The organism is Psychrobacter sp. PP-21 (assembly GCF_033790785.1).
GTDB lineage: Bacteria > Pseudomonadota > Gammaproteobacteria > Pseudomonadales > Moraxellaceae > Psychrobacter.
The window spans coordinates 475,466-494,847 of record NZ_JAMYEB010000001.1; the positions used below are offsets into that span (position 1 = coordinate 475,466).

15 protein-coding genes are annotated in these 19,382 nt (G+C 43.1%); 10 read left to right on the top strand and 5 right to left on the bottom strand.

Annotated features, from left to right (window positions below; translation table 11 throughout):
• The first annotated feature begins 472 nt into the window (after positions 1–472).
• The 4 genes from NJD71_RS01985 (at position 473) to NJD71_RS02000 (ending at position 5,387) form a co-directional block, all read left to right on the top strand.
• A complete protein-coding gene (locus tag NJD71_RS01985; RefSeq protein WP_319050247.1) occupies positions 473–1,873 on the top strand; it encodes a 3-oxoacyl-ACP reductase in 1,401 nt (466 codons plus the stop codon).
• Between the two features lie 312 nt (positions 1,874–2,185).
• On the top strand, positions 2,186–3,103 hold the full coding sequence (locus NJD71_RS01990) for a MaoC family dehydratase (protein WP_319050248.1): 918 nt from the start codon (positions 2,186–2,188) through the stop codon (positions 3,101–3,103).
• A 61-nt stretch (positions 3,104–3,164) separates the two neighbouring features.
• A complete protein-coding gene (locus NJD71_RS01995; RefSeq protein ID WP_319050249.1) occupies positions 3,165–3,749 on the top strand; it encodes a beta-lactamase hydrolase domain-containing protein in 585 nt (194 codons plus the stop codon).
• Positions 3,750–3,965: 216 nt separating this feature from the next.
• Complete coding sequence (locus NJD71_RS02000) at positions 3,966–5,387, top strand: serine hydrolase domain-containing protein (protein WP_319050251.1); 1,422 nt, start codon at positions 3,966–3,968, stop codon at positions 5,385–5,387.
• Positions 5,388–5,484: 97 nt separating this feature from the next.
• On the opposite strand, the gene NJD71_RS02005 is transcribed toward NJD71_RS02000, so the two are convergent.
• The 3 genes from NJD71_RS02005 to NJD71_RS02015 all read right to left on the bottom strand — a co-directional run bounded on the left by NJD71_RS02005 (position 5,485) and on the right by NJD71_RS02015 (position 9,886).
• Positions 5,485–6,732, bottom strand: a complete 1,248-nt coding sequence (locus tag NJD71_RS02005; RefSeq protein ID WP_319050252.1) for a cation:proton antiporter — start codon at positions 6,730–6,732, stop codon at positions 5,485–5,487.
• Between the two features lie 263 nt (positions 6,733–6,995).
• On the bottom strand, positions 6,996–8,882 hold the full coding sequence (ilvD, locus tag NJD71_RS02010; RefSeq protein ID WP_319050253.1) for a dihydroxy-acid dehydratase: 1,887 nt from the start codon (positions 8,880–8,882) through the stop codon (positions 6,996–6,998).
• A gap of 191 nt (positions 8,883–9,073) precedes the next feature.
• On the bottom strand, positions 9,074–9,886 hold the full coding sequence (locus tag NJD71_RS02015) for a hypothetical protein (protein ID WP_319050254.1): 813 nt from the start codon (positions 9,884–9,886) through the stop codon (positions 9,074–9,076).
• 396 nt (positions 9,887–10,282) lie between these two features.
• Here NJD71_RS02015 and NJD71_RS02020 point away from each other — a divergent pair, with 396 nt between their 5' ends.
• The 4 genes from NJD71_RS02020 to dusB all read left to right on the top strand — a co-directional run bounded on the left by NJD71_RS02020 (position 10,283) and on the right by dusB (position 15,273).
• On the top strand, positions 10,283–11,104 hold the full coding sequence (locus NJD71_RS02020; RefSeq protein WP_319050255.1) for a hypothetical protein: 822 nt from the start codon (positions 10,283–10,285) through the stop codon (positions 11,102–11,104).
• A gap of 140 nt (positions 11,105–11,244) precedes the next feature.
• On the top strand, positions 11,245–11,688 hold the full coding sequence (locus tag NJD71_RS02025; protein ID WP_319050256.1) for an HIT family protein: 444 nt from the start codon (positions 11,245–11,247) through the stop codon (positions 11,686–11,688).
• A gap of 386 nt (positions 11,689–12,074) precedes the next feature.
• Positions 12,075–14,120: a BCCT family transporter gene (locus tag NJD71_RS02030; protein ID WP_319050257.1), complete on the top strand. Its 2,046-nt coding sequence runs from the start codon at positions 12,075–12,077 to the stop codon at positions 14,118–14,120.
• A gap of 121 nt (positions 14,121–14,241) precedes the next feature.
• A complete protein-coding gene (gene dusB / locus NJD71_RS02035; RefSeq protein WP_319050258.1) occupies positions 14,242–15,273 on the top strand; it encodes a tRNA dihydrouridine synthase DusB in 1,032 nt (343 codons plus the stop codon).
• Between the two features lie 87 nt (positions 15,274–15,360).
• On the opposite strand, the gene NJD71_RS02040 is transcribed toward dusB, so the two are convergent.
• Complete coding sequence (locus tag NJD71_RS02040; RefSeq protein WP_319050260.1) at positions 15,361–15,768, bottom strand: DUF1622 domain-containing protein; 408 nt, start codon at positions 15,766–15,768, stop codon at positions 15,361–15,363.
• A gap of 199 nt (positions 15,769–15,967) precedes the next feature.
• Here NJD71_RS02040 and NJD71_RS02045 point away from each other — a divergent pair, with 199 nt between their 5' ends.
• Entirely contained in the window at positions 15,968–16,855 is an 888-nt protein-coding gene (locus tag NJD71_RS02045) for an SDR family NAD(P)-dependent oxidoreductase (RefSeq protein ID WP_319050262.1), read from the top strand.
• A gap of 988 nt (positions 16,856–17,843) precedes the next feature.
• Entirely contained in the window at positions 17,844–18,698 is an 855-nt protein-coding gene (locus NJD71_RS02050; protein ID WP_319050263.1) for a patatin-like phospholipase family protein, read from the top strand.
• Positions 18,699–18,759: 61 nt separating this feature from the next.
• Here the strand turns inward: NJD71_RS02050 and NJD71_RS02055 are convergent, their stop codons facing one another.
• On the bottom strand, positions 18,760–19,227 hold the full coding sequence (locus NJD71_RS02055) for a hypothetical protein (protein ID WP_319050264.1): 468 nt from the start codon (positions 19,225–19,227) through the stop codon (positions 18,760–18,762).
• Positions 19,228–19,382 lie beyond the last annotated feature (155 nt).

The following is a 19,382-nucleotide window of genomic DNA, read 5'->3' on the forward strand; positions in this document are numbered from 1 at the left end:
TTATCATTTATCACATCATATAGCTGTGTATGATAAGGCGTTTTTACTCGTTTAATGTATATCTTTAGCAAACGATGTGACGCTTGTACAAGCGTTATCATCAGCCTTAGTAATAATGGGTGAGACGTTAATCGCCCAACCAACATTAGATATTAGCATTGCATAATGGTTCGTTTGATAATATATTGTTATCGATAATTAAACTTGCCATAACTTATAGGTCGGATTCTAGCATGATATGATGGCGATTAAAGCGATAAAAAGTTGCTGGCTTGTATACTGAGTTGTTTACAGATTGTTGTAGACATTGTCTGTTTTTGGACTTGTTTACAAGGGCAGTGTATAGTTAGGCTGGTTTTAAAATGATTTACCAAATATCAATAATTACAATGTCGATGAGCCTATATAATAGGTGCATTACCTCTTGTGTTTACTATTCTTCTAACCATTTATTATTTATAGGGAATATATTATGTCAGACCGTTATGGTGATTTTGTTCAATCTTCTCTTGGCAAAAAAGTAGCAAAAAACTTAGGTTTGCCGATGCCAACCACGCTTGATCGTTTTGAGAGCGGTGAGCGTTTGGTTCGCGGTAGTGTGTTGGTTGGCCGTGCGAATGGGGACGACAAGAGCGTTGGCGAATCAGTTGCGCGTATTTTGTCAGATGTTCATGCTGAGGTTTATGTAAACAGCAGCGATGATATCAAAGACGCATTGGCTGATGCAGGCATTGAGGCAAAAGCAAACACAGGTGGCGATGATCAATTCAAGGTTTTACTTTTTGATGCCAGTAACATCAGCAACGCCGATCAACTAAAAGAAGTATATGACTTTTTTCATACCGTTGCCCGCCGCGTAGAAAAATCAGGCCGAGTCATCATTGTGGGTCGTACGCCAGAGAGTATTACTGATATCGAAACGGCAATGGCACAGCGCGCACTCGAAGGTTTTGTAAAATCAGTCGGTAAAGAATTTAAGCGCGGTGTTACGGCGCAGCTTATCTATGTAGAAGCAGGTGCCGAGCAGAACCTAGATTCAACATTGCGCTTTTTCACTTCAGCACGTTCAGCGTACGTTTCAGGACAAGTGGTACGTGTTAGCAAAGGCGAGTCGGTCGATGTCGATTGGAATCAACCTTTAGGCGGCAAAACCATGCTAGTGACTGGTGCCAGTCGCGGTATTGGTGAAGCAATTGCTCGTGTCTTGGCTCGCGAAGGCGCGCATGTGATCTGTTTGGATGTACCACAGCAGCAAGCTGACCTACAAAAAGTAGCAAGTGAAATCAGTGGCTCTGCACTGACGGTAGACATCACAAGTGATGATGCTGGTGCAGAAATTGCAGATGCGGCGCAAAAGCGTGGCGGTTTAGACTCGATCATTCATAATGCTGGCGTAACACGTGATAAGACGCTCGCTAGAATGGATGAGAAAAAGTGGGATATGGTTATCGATATTAACCTAGGCAGCATTGCTAAATTGAACCGTTATCTACTGGATAACGACGTCTTAAAAGAAAATGCTCGTATTGTCTGTGTGTCATCAATCTCAGGTATCGCTGGTAACATGGGTCAGACCAACTACGCGACTTCTAAAGCGGGTGTGATCGGCTTGGTCAACGCAACTGCAAAGCAGCTAGAAGGCAATGCTAAAGGCATGACTATCAATGCAGTGGCTCCAGGGTTTATCGAAACGCAAATGACTGAAGCCATTCCTTTTGCTATTCGCGAAGCGGGTCGTCGCATGAATTCAATGAGCCAAGGTGGTTTGCCAGTAGATGTGGCTGAGACTATCGCATGGTTTGCCTCACCGGCTTCTGGTGGTCTAAATGGCAATACTGTCCGCGTCTGTGGCCAAAGCTTACTTGGTGCATAATACGAATTTGTTTGAGAGCATTTGTGGTAATCAAGGGGAGGGAAGGTGCATAGTATTCCCTTCCATTTTTGATTGACTTCACATATGCTTACGAATAATTGCTGATAAATTGTAATAAAGCTGCCCACGGGTGGCTTTTTTATGATAAAAACACAAGACCCATTAGCCAAACTATTTTTTGCTATTAGAGATACTCATAAGATTGATTGAATATGGCGCTTATTAAATGATTTAATAATAGGTTCTAATCAACGACTGCAGAATGTCTTTAGATACGTTAAAACTTGTTCAAGCCACATTTAGGATTTACTTATGTCAGACACACATTATGATGCGTTGCCAAAAGCGCACACTACCTACGCCAATATCGTCAAAAGCTTATTGCCTATTGGCAACAGCGAAAAAATCAGCAAAGATCAATTACCACAAGCGACTTATTACGTTGATGACTTGCATATCGATCAAGACAATCTAAACGACTATCGTAAAATTTGTGGATTCGCTGATGATGGAAAAGTTCCAGCGACTTATTTTTCCGTACTATCGCAAACGTTGCAGATGAACATGATGGTAAAAGAGCCATTCCCATTTGCTATGTTAGGTCTGGTGCATATCGACAACAGCGTCACTCAGTATCGTCCTATCGGTGAGCGCGAAACAGTCGCAATGGCAGTCACGTTTAGTAACTTACGCGATCATGCCCAAGGTCAGCAGTTTGATTTTGTGACAACTGTAAAATCAGAAGACGAAGTTATTTGGGAAGGGACGTCAACCTATCTGTCACGCAGCAAAAAAGCCAGCAGTAGCAAAGACAAAAAAAGTGCGCCGCGCCCAGTTGCCGTCAAACCAGAAGTCGGTGAGAAAGATGTCCATAGTATTTTTGAAGTGCCAGAAGATATCGGTCGCCGTTATGCATTCGTTTCAGGTGACTTCAATTTGATTCACTTGCATCCTTTATCAGCTCGTGCCTTTGGTTTTCCAAAAGCGATTGCACATGGTATGTGGTCAAAAGCCAAGTGTCTTGCTTTAATGGATGAGCTACCTGACGCTTATACTATCGAGGTTTCATTCAAGCTGCCTATCTTTTTGCCAGCTGAAGTAGAGCTCATCGCTGAGCCAGTAGCACAGCTAGAAAACACAAGTGATACTTGTGAGTTTGGCCTATATAGCTCTAAAAATAGCAAGCCACATTTGGCTGGTGTTGTGACCTTAAATAGCGACAGCAAATAGCACATACCATATAGCGTCGCTTTTATTTTAATAGCCATATTTAACGAACACATTTATCATTATGACGTCACAAAATACAAACCCACAAAGCAATGCGACAAGCACCAACCACGCTGATAGTTTAGCAGCTAATGACACAGTCGCTGCTAATGACACCTTAATCACTGAGGCTTTAGATAGTGGCTTAGATAGTGACAACGGTATCGACTTAGCTGCTGTCTTTGAGCCTTACTTCCGTCCGGATGACAAGACTATTGTGTGCGGGGCATTGGATGACGAAAAGGTCACTGTTTTGGCAAAATCTGGTGTAGAGTTAGTCATCAATTTACAGCCAGATGATGAGCTTACTTTTGATGAAGGAGTAGCGGTTGAGCAGGCAGGAATGAGCTATGAGCATCTGCCTATCAATGGGGCTACCGAGCTAAAGCAGCTCAAAATACTGGCATTCGATAACATACTTCGCCAGCATCATGGCAAAAAAATTGCCATGCATTGTGGATCCGGTAATAGAGTTGGTGCAGCGATTGCGCTACGAGCAGGTTGGCTCCGTGGGCGCAAAATGGATACGGCCATGGAACGCGGTCGTAGTCATGGTCTGACCAAGCTTGAACAAGAGGTTCATAATCGTTTGTTGGTGCCACGCTAGACTAGTTACTCAATCTGCGTGAAATGATTCAATAAATACTAGCGTGTCACATAGTTTTAGTAACACTCTAAAATATTATTATGAAACAATCAAAGGCGACCAATAGGTGGCCTTTTTTATTGATTGCTCATTCATTTATACTAGTCCAGACCTTATGATAGCGTGTTTATGTAATTCCAAAATGACAATAATTTATAGCACTGGAGCCAGACAATAATGACGGAACATAATAAAGAACACTCTCATGCACTAACAAGGATGGACTTGCAGCAACGTTTGCAGCAGCTACTGACTGTATTACAGCTTGATGATGCACCAGCAGGTGGTGCGGTGGTGGTATATCAGGCAGGTGAGTGCATCGCGCAAGCAAGTATAGGAATGGCGCGTCCTGATGCACCATGGCAGCCTAGCACGCTAGCGATTAACTTTTCTACGGGTAAAGGCATTTTAGCGACGCTCGTACATGTGCTGGTCTCTCAGCAGCTGCTCACTTATGACGTGCCCATCGCTAAGTATTGGCCAAAGTTTGCTGCAAACGGTAAAGACAAAATCACCTTGCGACAAGTCATGTCACATCAGGCTGATCTGTTTTCGATCACCAGTATCGATGTTGATAGTGACACTGTGCTCGACTGGGACGCGATGCTGAGACATGTTGAGGGTATGCCTGTCACCGCACCTGAAGATGCAGCAAAATATGATAGCGCGTACAGTGCGTTGATATATGGCTGGGTGCTGGGCGGTGTAATAGAAGCAGTGACGCACTTGTCACTGGCCGAAGCACTACGTCATTATCTTACTGATCCTCTGGGTATTTCAGACAGTTGTTATTTTGGTGTACCAAAGGATAAAGTCGAGCAAGTAGCAAAACTGGCAAAAGACTTTGAAACTTCAGGCGAAGATAGCGTACTGCTACGTAACAAACGCAATAAACCAACGCTGAAATCCGACTCACAAGACACATTGCATACCTATGCCAGTTTGCCCAGCTATATGTGCTGGCAGCAGCAGGGCTTGATCAATGACCAAACACCCACTCCAGCTATAGCTAATGAGCAAGATACAGGTAATGAGCAAAATGATTTACCACTCATGGATACAGCTTATATTAGCCGTTTGTACTTTGACACCAGTCAGCTCAATCTAAAGAACTATAAAGCGGCGCTCATTCCTGCTGGTAAACAAGCACTTGATTATCATAATCGTAAGACGTTGGAGGCAATCATTCCCGCTGCGAATGGTGTCGCCTCAGCTGATGCACTAGCCACTATCTACGCCATGCTAGCCAATGGCGGCGTATGGCAAGGGCAGACGCTGATCGATAGGGCTACTTTCGAGCAACTGTCTACGCCGCAAGTCACCGGTCTAGATGCAGTGATGCCAGCACCCATGCAATGGCGCTTGGGGTACCATAAGCTATTTAGTATAGGCAATAACGAGAGAGCTACCGATAATAGCGTAACGCCTGCCACATCAGGGTTTGGGCATATGGGGTACAATGGCTCAGTGGCGTGGTGTGATCCTGCGCAGCAATTGTCATTTACCTTTATTCATAATTTTGACACCACGATGCTCAACGACATCCGTCAGTTTGCGCTTACAGAGGCGGTTTTGGACTGGATCAATGAGCTACATTAGTTAGTGCGCTCTTAAGTTAACGTGCTCTTAGATAATTGCTGTAGTCAAACTGATTTTACCCAAACAGATTTATTAAAAATAAATCCAGTATGAATAATCAACTGGGCTTTTGAGGGGTTAGTCTTAGGAGCCTAGCAGCACTTAAACCGTGGATAAAGATAGAGGCCAAAATCACAATTGAGCAGACAATCCATAGTTTGAGTGCATCTTCATCAGCAAAAAAATCTTTATTGAGCGCATAAGACAGATAGTACAGCGTACCAATACCACGAATACCCAGTGCTGAGATTGCGTATTTTTCGGTATGCGGTAAGTTAAGCCCTGATAAGGCGATGAACCCCCCAATCGGACGTATGAGTAATAGAAAAGTAAAGCTGACGATATAGACACGCCATGTCAGCTCAATCCCAGACTGTAACCCTTGGCCCAAGAACATACCGAAAATCACCAGCACCAGCGACATCAGCAAGCCTTCTGACTGCTCAGCAAAGTCGTGAAGTTTTTGATGATAGCTATGCTCACACTCTGAACGCCGAAAGGCAAATGCCGCAACGAAAACTGCGATAAACCCATAGCTATGTACGTATTCTGCGACACCATAGGCGACTAAGGTGAGGGCAATAACAACATACCCCTGTGAGATAGTCGTGTCACGAGTATGTTTAGAAAACACGACTTTGGCCATCGCTTTGCCTACCAAAACACCAACAACGACGCCTGCGCCAATTTTCCACAAGACATCATGAGTGAACCACGACCATAGCATATCGTAGGTAAAAGCCTGTCCTTCACTAAAGGCTTCTGCAATTTTGATGGCTAAATAGACGAAGGGAAAAGCAAGCCCATCGTTTAATCCTGCCTCTGACGTTAACGTAAAGCGCGGTGTGTCTTCTCCACCAGTATTAGGCGGTCCAACCTGAATGCTCGATGCCAAGACAGGGTCGGTAGGTGCCAATACTGCCCCTAACAATATAGCAGCGCCTAGGCTTAAACCAAACGCGTAGTAACCTAACACTGCCATTGCAAAGATACCAATGGGCATGGTGATCAGCAGTAGCCTGACAGTAGGTCGCCATAACTGCCAAGAGAGCTCGGTATCAATCTTTATACCCGCACCAACCAACGAAACCAATACCACGATCTCAGTTAGCTTTTCGATGAGCATGCCATTGTCTATAGGGTCCAAAAAGGACAAAGAGGTCCACCAATAGCCCATCATCAAACCAAAGCTAACTTGTAGCATGGGTAAGGAGATAAAGTTACGCTTAAAGATGACAGGAAATAATGCCCCTAATAAAAAGGCGATACCGCAAATCAATAAGAATAAGTTATATTTTTCAATCATAAGGTTTGCGCACGTCAGTATATTTTAACTATTAGTTTTAGGGTGTTGTTTTTGATGCTGCTTTTTGACGTTGACGAAAGTCTATATCAATAAAAACTTTGTCTAACGGTAAAACTTATCATGCCGATAAAAAACGATTATTACCGAAAGAAATAGTTATCAAAACGATTACTGCGTTGTTTTTTGGTGAAAAAAAAGCCTGCATAGCGCAGGCTTAATAAATGATACAAGTAGCTTTTGAATGTTAACGGTTCAAGTAGAGCTTAGCGCTCAACTTGGCTCACGTCGCGTATGGCACCAGTATCGGCACTCGTAGTCATAGCAGCGTAGGCACGTAGCGCAGGGGTCACGTAGCGCTCACGACTGACAGGCTTCCACGCATCGCGTCCGCGAGCTTCCATGGCTTCACGGCGAGTCGCCAAATCAGCATCGCTAACCTGCATGTTGATAGTACGATTAGGGATGTCAATATGGATAGTATCACCTTCTTCAACCAGACCAATCGCCCCGCCTTCAGCAGCTTCTGGGCTGGCATGACCGATTGAGAGACCTGATGTACCACCAGAGAAACGACCATCGGTGAGTAGGGCGCATTCTTTACCCAGTCCTTTTGACTTCAAGTACGTGGTTGGATAAAGCATCTCTTGCATACCAGGACCGCCTTTAGGGCCTTCATAGCGGATAATGACCACATCACCGGCAACGATTTTGTCATCCAATACCGCGGCAACCGCATCATCTTGAGACTCAAATAAACGTGCACGCCCAGTAAATACTAAGATGCTTTCATCAACGCCTGCGGTTTTGACCACACAGCCACGCTCGGCAATGTTGCCATACAGTACAGCCAAGCCACCATCTTGCGAGTAAGCATGTTTGGCACTGCGGATACAGCCAGACTCACGATTGACATCGAGGTTTGACCATTCTTTGGATTGTGAAAACGCCTCAGTGGTACGTACGCCACCAGGCGCGGCTAGATAGCGTGCGCGTGCCTCTTGGTTGTCCGCATTCATGATATCCCATTTATCAATCGCCGCTTTCATCGTTGGGCTATGAATGGTCGGAACGTCCGTATTCATTAATCCTGCACGGTCAAGCTCGGCCAATAGCGCAAACACGCCGCCAGCACGATGCACATCTTCCATATGGTACTTTTGTGAGGCAGGGGCGACCTTTGCCAGACATGGCACACCGCGGCTTAGGCGGTCAATATCTGACATCTTAAAATCAACTTCTGCTTCGTTCGCAGCGGCTAATAAGTGCAAAATAGTATTGGTCGAGCCGCCCATCGCGATATCTAATGTCATCGCGTTTTCAAAGGCGGCTTTGCTAGCGATTGAGCGAGGTAAGACCGAGTCATCATCTTGCTCATAGCGACGTTTGGCAAGTGAGACAATAGTACGTCCTGCTTCTAAGAACAGCTCACGGCGCAGTGAGTGGGTTGCCAGTAGTGAGCCATTACCTGGTAGTGCCAACCCTAAGGCTTCCGTAAGACAGTTCATAGAGTTGGCAGTGAACATTCCAGAGCACGAACCACATGTCGGACAGGCTGAGGCTTCAATCGCGGCCACATCTTCATCACTAATGCTGTCATCAGCAGCGTCCATCATGGCATCGACCAGATCGAGTTTACGAACAGCACTGCTGTCATTACTATCAGTATTGTGGCTCTTACCGACGGTGCTGGCTAGGATTTTGCCTGCTTCCATTGGACCACCTGAAATGAATACTACTGGAATATTCAGGCGCATGGCAGCCATCAGCATACCTGGAGTGATCTTATCGCAGTTTGAGATACAAACGAGCGCGTCAGCACAGTGAGCATTGACCATATACTCGACCGAATCAGCAATCAGGTCGCGACTTGGCAGTGAATACAACATGCCGCTATGACCCATCGCAATGCCATCATCAACGGCAATGGTGTTGAATTCTTTTGCCACGCCGCCTGCTTGTTCAATCTCACGTGCGACCAGTTGTCCCAAATCTTTTAGATGCACATGACCAGGTACAAACTGGGTGAAAGAGTTAGCAATCGCAATGATTGGCTTGCCAAAGTCGCCGTCAGTCATACCAGTTGCACGCCATAATGCACGCGCACCTGCCATATTACGACCGCCGGTAGAGGTTTTTGAGCGATAATCCATGTGATATTCCTTACAAATAGGCGGAGTTATTAAAAATTACACCCTCAGTTTTAATAGGGATAGTGTGCTTTTTATAGAGAGTGAGGACTAGTGAATAATACTAAGTCGTTACCATACCATTAGATATGAATAACTTAAAATAATATGCCAATAATAATGGTTCCAAAACCGCTAAAGGTGAGTAAAAACCATTATTTAAGACGCGCCAATATGGCTGTGTCAAACCAAGGTAAATCAGCTTTGTCAGCTTCTAGTTTGACAATAGCTGCCAGCGCATGAGTGGCTAAAAGCTGTTGATAGTCGTTACTTGCGCCAATCGTTAGCAGTGATTCGGTAGGTAGTGCTGGGGTACTGGGGTTTTGCTCATCGATGCTGATCAATGCCTGCTTGTTATTTTTATAAAGAACGTCCATACGACCAAAAAACTGCCAGTCTTTAAAAGCTGCGGTAATCGCATCTGCTGCATCTTTGGTATATACCTGCTGCGTCTCTTTGCCCGTATTGGTCCAATGTAGCCGTACGGCCAATTGCAATGATTCACTAAACACGACTAATGAGCCAATTACCTTTACATGCCAAGGGCTGGTCAATAACTCTTGATTAATACCAATTAAGTTAGCAGCCCCTTGAGCTGACATGGGCGTATTGAATTGAGTCAGTAGTTCAGGCGTAAGGGGGTGCGCCTGTTTGATGGTATCGTCTAAGCTATCATAGTGATACAGAAAAGGTAGTGGTAAGTCTTGAGTGACCGTCTTTTTTATGATTTTACAGTTGTGTATTTGCCAGCTGATGGCTTTGTCTGTCAACGCTTCTGCCAAGATGATGGCGTTTGGGTCGATGGTCTGAGTCATATTTTCAGATTCAGCATTGGGTTGTTCTGAAGCAATGCTGTCAGATATAGGGATATTTGCCCCAGACGTTTGGGCATTATCATTGAGTATTGAAGAAGGGTCGCCGTTATCTAGGCTATCTGATCTATTGGTCGGCAAAGTAGGCAAATCCATAAACATAGCGTTGTTAAAATAGAGGGTTAATATAACATTTAAAAGGCATGACTCGCCAATAAATTGGTGATCTGAGGAAGTGATTTATGCTAATAAAAGAATATCATTGGGTAAATAGTCAATTATGAACTAGTCGTATTTTGTTTGTTAAAAGAATGTAGAATATAACCGAATTTTTAGATAAGTATATAGATAGAGTAATTAATGAAAACCCCTTCCGATAACGAATCTATTCAAGAGTAGATAACATCAGACCGTCTCTATGAAGAGTATCTCTTCTTTTATTTACTCATATGCCTGTTTTGGTTTTTCATTGGTTTGTTTTCTATTGGTATACGCATACCAGTATTCAACGATATTCAAAACCTGATCTTCAACTCAGTATGGTTCTTGCTCTTGTGTGTGGCCTTAAGTGTTCCTAAGTTTTGGTATCGGCTGATAAAAGGCAAAAATGCGTACCTGTTTCAAGCCACTGCCAAAGTGTATGAAACGCTAGACAGCATAGAGGATATTGGGCAAAGAGAGCAGGTACATAAGCAGATTACTAGCAATGGCAAGTTGCCACCTAACCGACTAGAAACGCTATCACTGGCATTTTTATTTGCATTCATACTCTTCGATATATTGTATACCCGGTGCTGGATAAGAGGTCTGAGCCTAGTGTGGCAGCCTGACTGGGTCAATGCCTGCATTGGTTGGATACATAATAATTTGGCGCTGCCTCCGACTAGTGAGAATAGAAAATTCTTTAATCTGTATTTTAGTGGTAATAGTGCAGATACCAAACTGAAGCAACAGTTTGGCGACGAATGGGCGTTTTTGGCTTCTCCATTTGGTGATGCCGCAATGTTTTACCACTTTATTCGAGTGGTCATGTTTGTTCCTATCTTAGCGGCATTGTCGATTGTATTGTGGAAGCCGCTAAAGTTTATGGGAATGCAGCAAATTGACCCCAGAAATATTCATAGCGTCATGTCTTTTTTACGTAGCTGCGCTTGGTCACTTATCTTTGGATTTTTTATGACCATTGGTATGTTAGGTTTTTTAACCAATGCAAACTGGTTCACATTAGGTCTGATAGATCAAGAAGCATGGTTCGAGAATTTATATATCAACGGTTTATATCTGTTTATCGTTTTTGGTATCCGATTTTTTTATGGCTGGTTCGTTTTTTGGAAAAATATTTTTTTTAAGTGTGTAAAAAAATTCAGTTATTAGAGGTTCGTTCGCTTTGAACTCACATTGCTGACTTGTACTAAAGTCATATTTCGTCCACTATATGACAGACGCTTTTATCTATTTTTGATAGCTATTAAGCTATTAATTAACTAATAATAAAACTTTTAAAGGAAAAAATAATGACTGAAGTAAATCAAAAGACTGCTTATGACGACAATAATATTTTTGCCAAAATGCTGGACGGGGATATTCCATACCACAAGGTTTATGAAGACGATAAAACCCTTGCCTTTATGGATATTATGCCGCAAGCAAAAGGTCATGTATTGGTCATACCTAAGCAAAAAACAGCTGATTTGGCTAATCTTGAGCCAGAGTATGCTGCCGCTGTTTTGATGACCTCCAAAAAAGTCATGCAAGCGCAGCGTAAAGTGTTCGAGCGTGAAGGTATCATCCAAATGCAGTTGAATGGTGCGCAATCAGGTCAAACGGTTTTTCATTATCACATACATCTGATCCCCTCGAGTATTCATGAGCTGGGTCGCCATGCGGTGGCACAAGCTGATCAAAGTGAACTTGCCAATATTGCAAAGCAACTTGCTGCAGCAATCAATGATGCTTAATCGCAGTACCATGTTTTGTGATATAAATACCATGCTTTATGACCTTAATATCTATAGCGATATGTAGGTCTAAGTCATAGCGCATTAACATAAGTGGTGTACAAGATAAGAAGACAGCTCGCAAGCTGTCTTTTTTGTTGCTTAGTAATAGTCATGTAACGAGCGTTAAGGTCATGTTACGAGTCAGCTGGTCGTCTAGGGTTTTTGAAAAGAATGTGATAGATATGATGCGTGTTTACTAACTTATCGTTAATCGACTTATTACTAACTAATTTAGATTTAACGCACAACCATAAACTATCTATTAGCTATCTTACATTCACCTTTGTCCTTACCAGTGAATAACTATAAAAAAGGCAAAATCAACTTTTGGGAAATCGCTTTTCATGAGTAAATTACCTCGTTCTACTATTTTATTACCAGTCTTTGTACCCGCTGCCATCATTATGCTGCTACTGGTCATTGGTACAGCGATCAATCCTGAAGCAGCAGGTGCTTTATTCAACGATGTACTTGCCTTTACGACTGAGACGTTCGGTTGGTTTTATATGTTGGCAGTGGCACTGTTCTTGATGTTTATTATCGTATTGGCATTTTCGTCCTATGGCAGTATCAAGCTTGGCCCTGATCATGGCGAGGCCGAGTACAAGTTTCTTGAATGGTTTGCTATGCTCTTTTCGGCAGGCTATGGTATCGCGCTCCTGTTCTTTGGGGTAGCAGAACCAGTGATGCATTTTGCCAGTCCGCCACTCTCGGAGCCACAAACGATTGCGGCGGCAAAAGAAGCGATGCAAATTGCCTATTTTCACTGGGGATTTCATATTTGGGCGATTTATGGGGTAGTGGGGTTGTCACTGGCGTATTTTGCATTTCGCCACGGTCTACCATTATCGATACGCTCAACGTTGTATCCAATCATCGGTGACAAGATTCATGGTCCTATCGGTCACACGGTCGATGTGTTTGCGATATTGGGCACGATGTTTGGTATTGCGACCAGTCTCGGTTTGTCAGTATCGCAGATCAACGCGGGACTCAACTACCTGTTGCCAGATCTCATTCCAGTGAACACCACCGTGCAGGTGATTGCTATTGCATTAGTGACGTCAGCGGCTCTGTTGTCTGTGTTGGCAGGCATGGACAAGGGTGTCAAACGCTTGTCTATTTTAAATATGGTGCTAGCGACAGCACTGATGATTTTTGTGTTTATTGTCGGTCCGACCATCTTTATCTTGAATGCCTTTATGGAAAATACAGGCAGCTACTTGGGCAATATCGTTGAGCGTACCTTTAGTTTACAGGCCTATGAAAACAGCGACTGGATCGGTAGCTGGACGCTGTTTATTTTTGCGTGGACAATCGCATGGGCGCCTTTTGTGGGTCTATTTATTGCCAAGATTAGCCGCGGTCGTACCATTCGCGAGTTTGTATTGGGCGTGATGCTGGTACCTACGTTCTTTACGTTCTTTTGGTTTGCTGTGTTCGGTGATACCGCACTACATATGATTATGGTCGATGGGTATAACTCGCTCATTGGCGATGTACAGGACAACCAAGCGATTGCTTTATTTAAACTATTAGAGAACTTACCATTCACTGAGTTTGTGTCGTCATTGACTATTTTATTGATTATTACCTTTTTTGTGACGTCGTCAGATTCAGGTTCATTAGTGATCGATTCACTAGCGGCTGGTGGTCGTAGTGATACGCCGTGGTGGCAGCGTAGCTTTTGGGTAGTGACTGAAGGAGCCGTAGCAGCGGTACTCTTGATCGCAGGTGGTCTAACAGCACTGCAAACAGCAGCTATCGTCAGTGCGCTACCGTTTGCCATTATTATTCTAATCTCAATGTTTGGTATGTGGCGTGCCCTACGTATCGAAGGCCACCGTAATCAAAGCCTCGGTCAAAATAATAAACTGCCACCGCATCTACTCAAACCATCAGCATGGCGCGAGCGTATTGACTATATGACTGACAAACCAACGCGCGATAAGGTCTTGAGTTATATCAAAGAAGTGATTATGCCATCCATGATGGAAGTATCATCTAAGTTTGCAGAAACAGGCTGGACGACTGAAGTCAATTACGATGCGGTCAATAACCGTGCAGTACTTGAGTTGCAGCGTGGCGATGATGTTGAGTTTTGGTATGAAGTGCGCTTATCCGAACATGATGCGCCTGATTATTATACTGAGGGCACCGCGGATACCTTACCGCAAGAACATCATCACCGTGCTGAGGTCTATCTACGCCGCGGTGGTCAAACGTATGATCTATACGGCTACCAGTCTGAATCAGTGATTAACGACATCATCGATCAGTTCGAAAAATATCTGCATTTCCTCAATGTATCGCCTGATAGTCTCCCATGGCGTATGCAAGCGCACGATGAAGATATCACCCTAGAGCAGGGCAGTGTACTCGACAAATAATAGAGTGAATGCGTCAATAGTAATTATAAATCAGGCAAGCTATTTACCGTAATAGCTTGCAATAAATATAAGATTCCTTAGAATAACGGCTTGTTTTCCTTACAAATCAAGCCGTTTTTTTATGTCTATTGATTCTTCAGTTTTATCCTCGTCCGCCTCAGTGTCTGACCATCCGTTATTGCAGCCATTAGTCATCGGTGGTCTGACTATCGAAAACCGTCTGATGGTAGCCCCGATGGCAGGGGTGACGGATAACCCTTTTCGCCGTCTGTGCAAATCATTCGGTGCAGGTCATGCGGTCAGTGAGATGATTATCGCAGATACGGCACTCTATGCACGCAAAAAATCACTATATCGTGCCAATTTTAATAATGAGATTGCCCCTATCTCTGCACAGATAGCAGGTGCGGAGCCTGACAAATTGGCTGAAGCGGCTCGTTATCAAATCGATAACGGTGCACAGATCATTGACATTAATATGGGCTGTCCTGCCAAAAAAGTCTGCCGTAGGCTGGCAGGTTCAGCGCTGCTACAAGATGAGGATTTGGTCGCGCGTCTGTTAGATGCCGCAGTCAATGCGGTGGATGCCCCTGTCACGCTAAAGACAAGATTGGGATTTGAGAATGGTCGCGAGAATATTTTGCGAGTAGCGAAGCGAGCTGAACAAGCAGGTATTGCGGCGATTGCCATTCATGGGCGTACACGTGAGGATATGTATACGGGTGAAGCGCGTTATGAGCTCATACGCGAAGTCAAAGACAGCATCAGTATTCCGGTTATCGCTAATGGCGATATCGATAGCGCGCAAAAAGCTCAGCACGTCTATGAGATGACAGGCTGTGATGCGGTGATGATTGGTCGTGCGGCGCAAGGGCAGCCATGGATATTTCGTGATATTGAGCATTTCTTGCGTACGGGCGAGCGTCTGGATGCCCCAAGTATCAGTGAGATAAAAGAGATTGTACTGGCGCATCTACAAGAGCTCTATGACTTTTATGGTGAGTACTCTGGCTGCCGTATAGCGCGCAAGCATATCGCTTGGTATACGACAGGTATTCCGAACTCTAATGCCTTTCGGCAAGCAATGTATGGCGAAGAGAGCACCGCTGGACAATTCCGAGTGGTTGAGACTTTTTTGCAAGCGCATGAGTAGTAGAAGACAATGATGCTATTATGCTCATCTAGTATCTATCATCACACTTGTATAGCAGATACTGCATACGCGTATCTTTGTCGTTTCCTATGCTCTATTGATAGGTGTCGTATTATTAGTAGGGGTAGTGGCGAGATTTTCTTTCGGCAACGGTTTTTCTTTTTGCCAAGGGAACCGACCTTCTAGCTCTACCTGTAGTGATAAGCTCAAAAACGTTCTAATAAGTACGATAATACCCAATACTATTACGCTACGTAATGATGGCTCTGTGACCACAGTGGCGACGATATCAGCAGCGATCAGTACCTCTAGCCCTAATAGGATAGATTTGCCAACAGTCTGCCTGATATCGACATATGTATTATGGTTGAAGCCTCCTGGTAGTCGAAATGCCCTATAAAACGCAAAAAATATGCCAAAAAACATTATAAGAACCCCAATGACTTCAACTATTTTGGCAATTAGATCGATATAGTGGGTTAACGTTTCTATCAAAATATATCCTCCTCAAACTCAATTATTACATAGCAGAATACTAAGTCTTACCGCTATTGTATGACTATATACCAATGCATACCTGCATAATCATCGTACTAACGGTCAGTTACTGGTGTTTTGTTCACTTTATACGATATTTTTTTGCTATGCTATAAACGAATATTTATTGGCATAGGACAGACAAAAAGGACTTTTTATGGCTAATCCCTCGAAAAAAGCAATAACCAAAGCAGTGAAAGGTAAGAATATTATCATTACAGGCGCGTCAAGCGGTATTGGCGAGCGTACCGCTTTTTTATTAAGTGAGTGCGGCGCCCACGTTATTTTGCTTGCACGTACTGAAGACAAGCTTAGAACAGTAAAAGAAAATATTGAAATACTTGGTGGTAGAGCCAGTTATTATCCATGTGACCTCACCAACATGGATGAGATCGAAAAAACCAGTGAAAAAATTCTGACTGATTTTAAACATGTCGATGTCCTCATAAACAATGCTGGTCGCTCGATTCGTCGTTCGGTGCATGAGTCTGTCAACCGTTTTCATGACTTTGAACGTACGATGGAAATTAACTATTTCGGTGCCGTCAAGATTATTCTTGGGTTTTTGCCTACGATGATTGGTCGCCGTACTGGACAGATTGTCAATATATCGTCAATTGGTGTATTGGCAAATAGTCCTCGATTTTCTGCATATGTGGCATCAAAATCCGCATTGGATGCCTTTAGTCGTTGCCTAGCAGCAGAAGTGAAAGGGGATAACATTAAAGTCACCAATATCTTTATGCCATTGGTACGTACGCCTATGATTGCTCCAACTAAGCTGTATCGTTATATGCCTGCGCTCATGCCAGACGAAGCTGCATTGATGGTAGCAAGAGCTATTGTTGATAAGCCAAACAGTATCGCTAGTAATATGGGTAAATTTGCATCAGCGACCTATTCGTTGGTACCAGCATTCAACGTCGGTATTCAGTCGATTGGTTATCGTATCTTCCCAAGCTCTACTGCAGCACAGACCAAAGATAGCAAGCCAAACCTTGCTCAACGCGCTTTTGCTAAGATTTTGCCTGGTGAGTATCACTAGAGTAGAAACTTTTTGAGTTTTTAAGCAAACAAAAAAAGGATACGATGTTATCCTTTTTTATGCTTCTGACTTTTTGAGTGATCTAATGATTAGCTTATTTGATTATTCGGTTGCCGTGAGAGAGATATTTAGATGATATTTCGATTTGTTTTTGATTTTAAGAATATTTATTTGAGAGTGATCGGAGACTATCGATGGCTATCTATAAAAACTTCGAGGGTCAGCAAAGGAGTCCGTAATTTACAGACGGTTTTTAGGTTATGAGCTATAAAACAGTGTCTACAGTCAGTCTACTTAACGCCTATTTGACTTGCTGGAACCATGCATCGTTGATCGCCGTTTCGTTCGAGTTAAAATGGACACAAATCCTTTCGTTGCATTTTTTGGCATACCAGTATTCGTCGAGCCCTATTTTTATTTCAAATAAATCCTTGGTCACGACATCGCCAACCGTATATATAGATCCTTCTTCAAAAAAAGGATTGCCAATGATGCATATAAGTTTGTCACCAGAAACTATCACAAGTGTATCTCCCCAAAACCAAAACAACATAGAATATATATTATTTATGAACAAATGCCAATTATAAAGACGGTATTTTTTTGTATTTCTGGCTTATATCGTCGATTATCCGATAAACGGTAAAAAAAAGTCTATTTTATGACTGTTTGTTTGTATTAGGATTATTTTTGTAAAGTTGGTATTTGTTACTAAAAGTATTGATTGCGCAAACTAATATCTATCTGTTTGGCTTTGTTATTTATGCTCAGATAATATAAATAGGTGATAATAGGTTCCTGTACCTAGATACCTATAACGTTCAGTTATTCATATCAGTCAGAATGTACCCATGACTATTTACTACAAAGTCTCTTATGGCGATAATAATGACTTGAGAGCCCGACCCTAAACTCAAAATTATTTGTATATATTTTCTCATCTAGTGTGCTGGTAAGTGTGCGCTGCGTGAGTTATCAGAGGTTTTTAATGATCAAACAACATCGACAGGCATTAGTCGTTGAAGGTGGCGGAATGCGCGGCGCATTTACCAGTGGCGTTTTAGATGCTTTTTTACAGCAACAGTTCAATCCTTTTGACCTTTGTGTGGGCGTTTCCTCAGGTTCAACCAACGTCGCTAACTATTTGGCTGCACAAGAAGGTCGTACCTTGCACATTTACTTAGATCACTCTCTTCGATCTGAATTTATCCGTTATGGTCGTTTTTTTAGAGGCGGTGACTTATTAGACTTAAAGTGGATGTGGGAGGTTGTCGAACAGGAATATCCGCTGAATCAGGAACAATTATTTGCCAATCATGCTGAATTTTATATGGTATTGACGCATGCTATTTCAGGAGAAGCGACCTATATCAAAGCTTGCAAGGAAAATGTTTTGGAAGGGCTAAGAGCATCAAGTTCTATTCCAGTGCTGACCAGGCAAGCCGTTGAGATATTTGGTGAGCCTTATTTTGATGGCGGTGTGGCTGATGCTTTACCCGTACATTGGACAGCCAAGCAGGACCGCGTCGCTAAGATGATGGTTGTACGTACTCGCCCCAAAAACTACTATAAAGCGAGTCTCAAAGGCGATAAGTTACTGGCAAAATACTACGCTAAGCAGCGCCAAGGTTTTGCTCAAAGCTTATTGACACGAACCCAACGCTATAATGATGCCGTGCAATTTTTGCATACATCGCCAGCACAGACGCTTTTAGAGATTTGCCCACCTGACTTAAAAAATATGGCGAGCCGGTTGTCTAAAAATAAAGCTAAAATCCGCTATAGCTATGACGTCGGGTTGGATGCTGGGTACCAAGCGATGGAAGAGTGGTACAAGCTTTAGCTCAAAGAACGATATAGAAAACATGAAGCCCGTTAAGTTAAGCGCTTATTCAATATAATTTTTAACCAAAAACCCGCCATAATATCCAAAACACCCCCAGCATTATGATAGCGATAACGAGCAAGCGTTTTAGCCAGTAGGGGAGTAACGGTTTTTTGTAACCCAAATCATTCAATTGACTGTCTACACCCGCTTGCAGACTTTTAAACCCTTGCTCTGATTTAGTCGATTTGACCCGATTTTTTACTAGCGGTCCAGAGTCCTCTTCAATGTCTTGTTCTCTATCGAAGCTAATGGCTTGATTAGGAATGCCTTGTTTATTGGCAATGGTGCTTAGCTTTTGCTGCTGCTCTATTTTTAGCTTGGTCTCATAAGCATCAATCCGTACCTTGGCCTCGTCCATACTGATGTTTTCATCAGCTGCCAATGTCTTGATCGCCATGACCAAGTTATTTTTTTCGATCATTGTAATGATTGCTTTGGGCAGCTTTGTATTGACGGGCTTTGTGATAGGGTCGGGATTAAACATGGTTGTCCTTAGTGTCAAATAGATGCCACATAGAGTAGGAGAGTATCGTCGGTTTATTATAACCATGTTACACAAACAATATTCAAGCAAAAAAATACCGCCATCACATTATGATTGCGGTATTTTATTATTTATCTTGTGTCAGCATTGATGCC

Bases quoted from the DNA above. Each gene is read 5' to 3' on its own strand.
- NJD71_RS01985 (WP_319050247.1), top strand. From the start codon at position 473: ATGTCAGACCGTTATGGTGATTTTGTTCAATCTTCTCTTGGCAAAAAA.
- NJD71_RS01990 (WP_319050248.1), top strand. From the start codon at position 2,186: ATGTCAGACACACATTATGATGCGTTGCCAAAAGCGCACACTACCTAC.
- NJD71_RS01995 (WP_319050249.1), top strand. From the start codon at position 3,165: ATGACGTCACAAAATACAAACCCACAAAGCAATGCGACAAGCACCAAC.
- NJD71_RS02000 (WP_319050251.1), top strand. From the start codon at position 3,966: ATGACGGAACATAATAAAGAACACTCTCATGCACTAACAAGGATGGAC.
- NJD71_RS02005 (WP_319050252.1), bottom strand. From the start codon at position 6,732: ATGATTGAAAAATATAACTTATTCTTATTGATTTGCGGTATCGCCTTT.
- ilvD (WP_319050253.1), bottom strand. From the start codon at position 8,882: ATGGATTATCGCTCAAAAACCTCTACCGGCGGTCGTAATATGGCAGGT.
- NJD71_RS02015 (WP_319050254.1), bottom strand. From the start codon at position 9,886: ATGGATTTGCCTACTTTGCCGACCAATAGATCAGATAGCCTAGATAAC.
- NJD71_RS02025 (WP_319050256.1), top strand. From the start codon at position 11,245: ATGACTGAAGTAAATCAAAAGACTGCTTATGACGACAATAATATTTTT.
- NJD71_RS02030 (WP_319050257.1), top strand. From the start codon at position 12,075: ATGAGTAAATTACCTCGTTCTACTATTTTATTACCAGTCTTTGTACCC.
- dusB (WP_319050258.1), top strand. From the start codon at position 14,242: ATGTCTATTGATTCTTCAGTTTTATCCTCGTCCGCCTCAGTGTCTGAC.
- NJD71_RS02045 (WP_319050262.1), top strand. From the start codon at position 15,968: ATGGCTAATCCCTCGAAAAAAGCAATAACCAAAGCAGTGAAAGGTAAG.
- NJD71_RS02050 (WP_319050263.1), top strand. From the start codon at position 17,844: ATGATCAAACAACATCGACAGGCATTAGTCGTTGAAGGTGGCGGAATG.
- NJD71_RS02055 (WP_319050264.1), bottom strand. From the start codon at position 19,227: ATGTTTAATCCCGACCCTATCACAAAGCCCGTCAATACAAAGCTGCCC.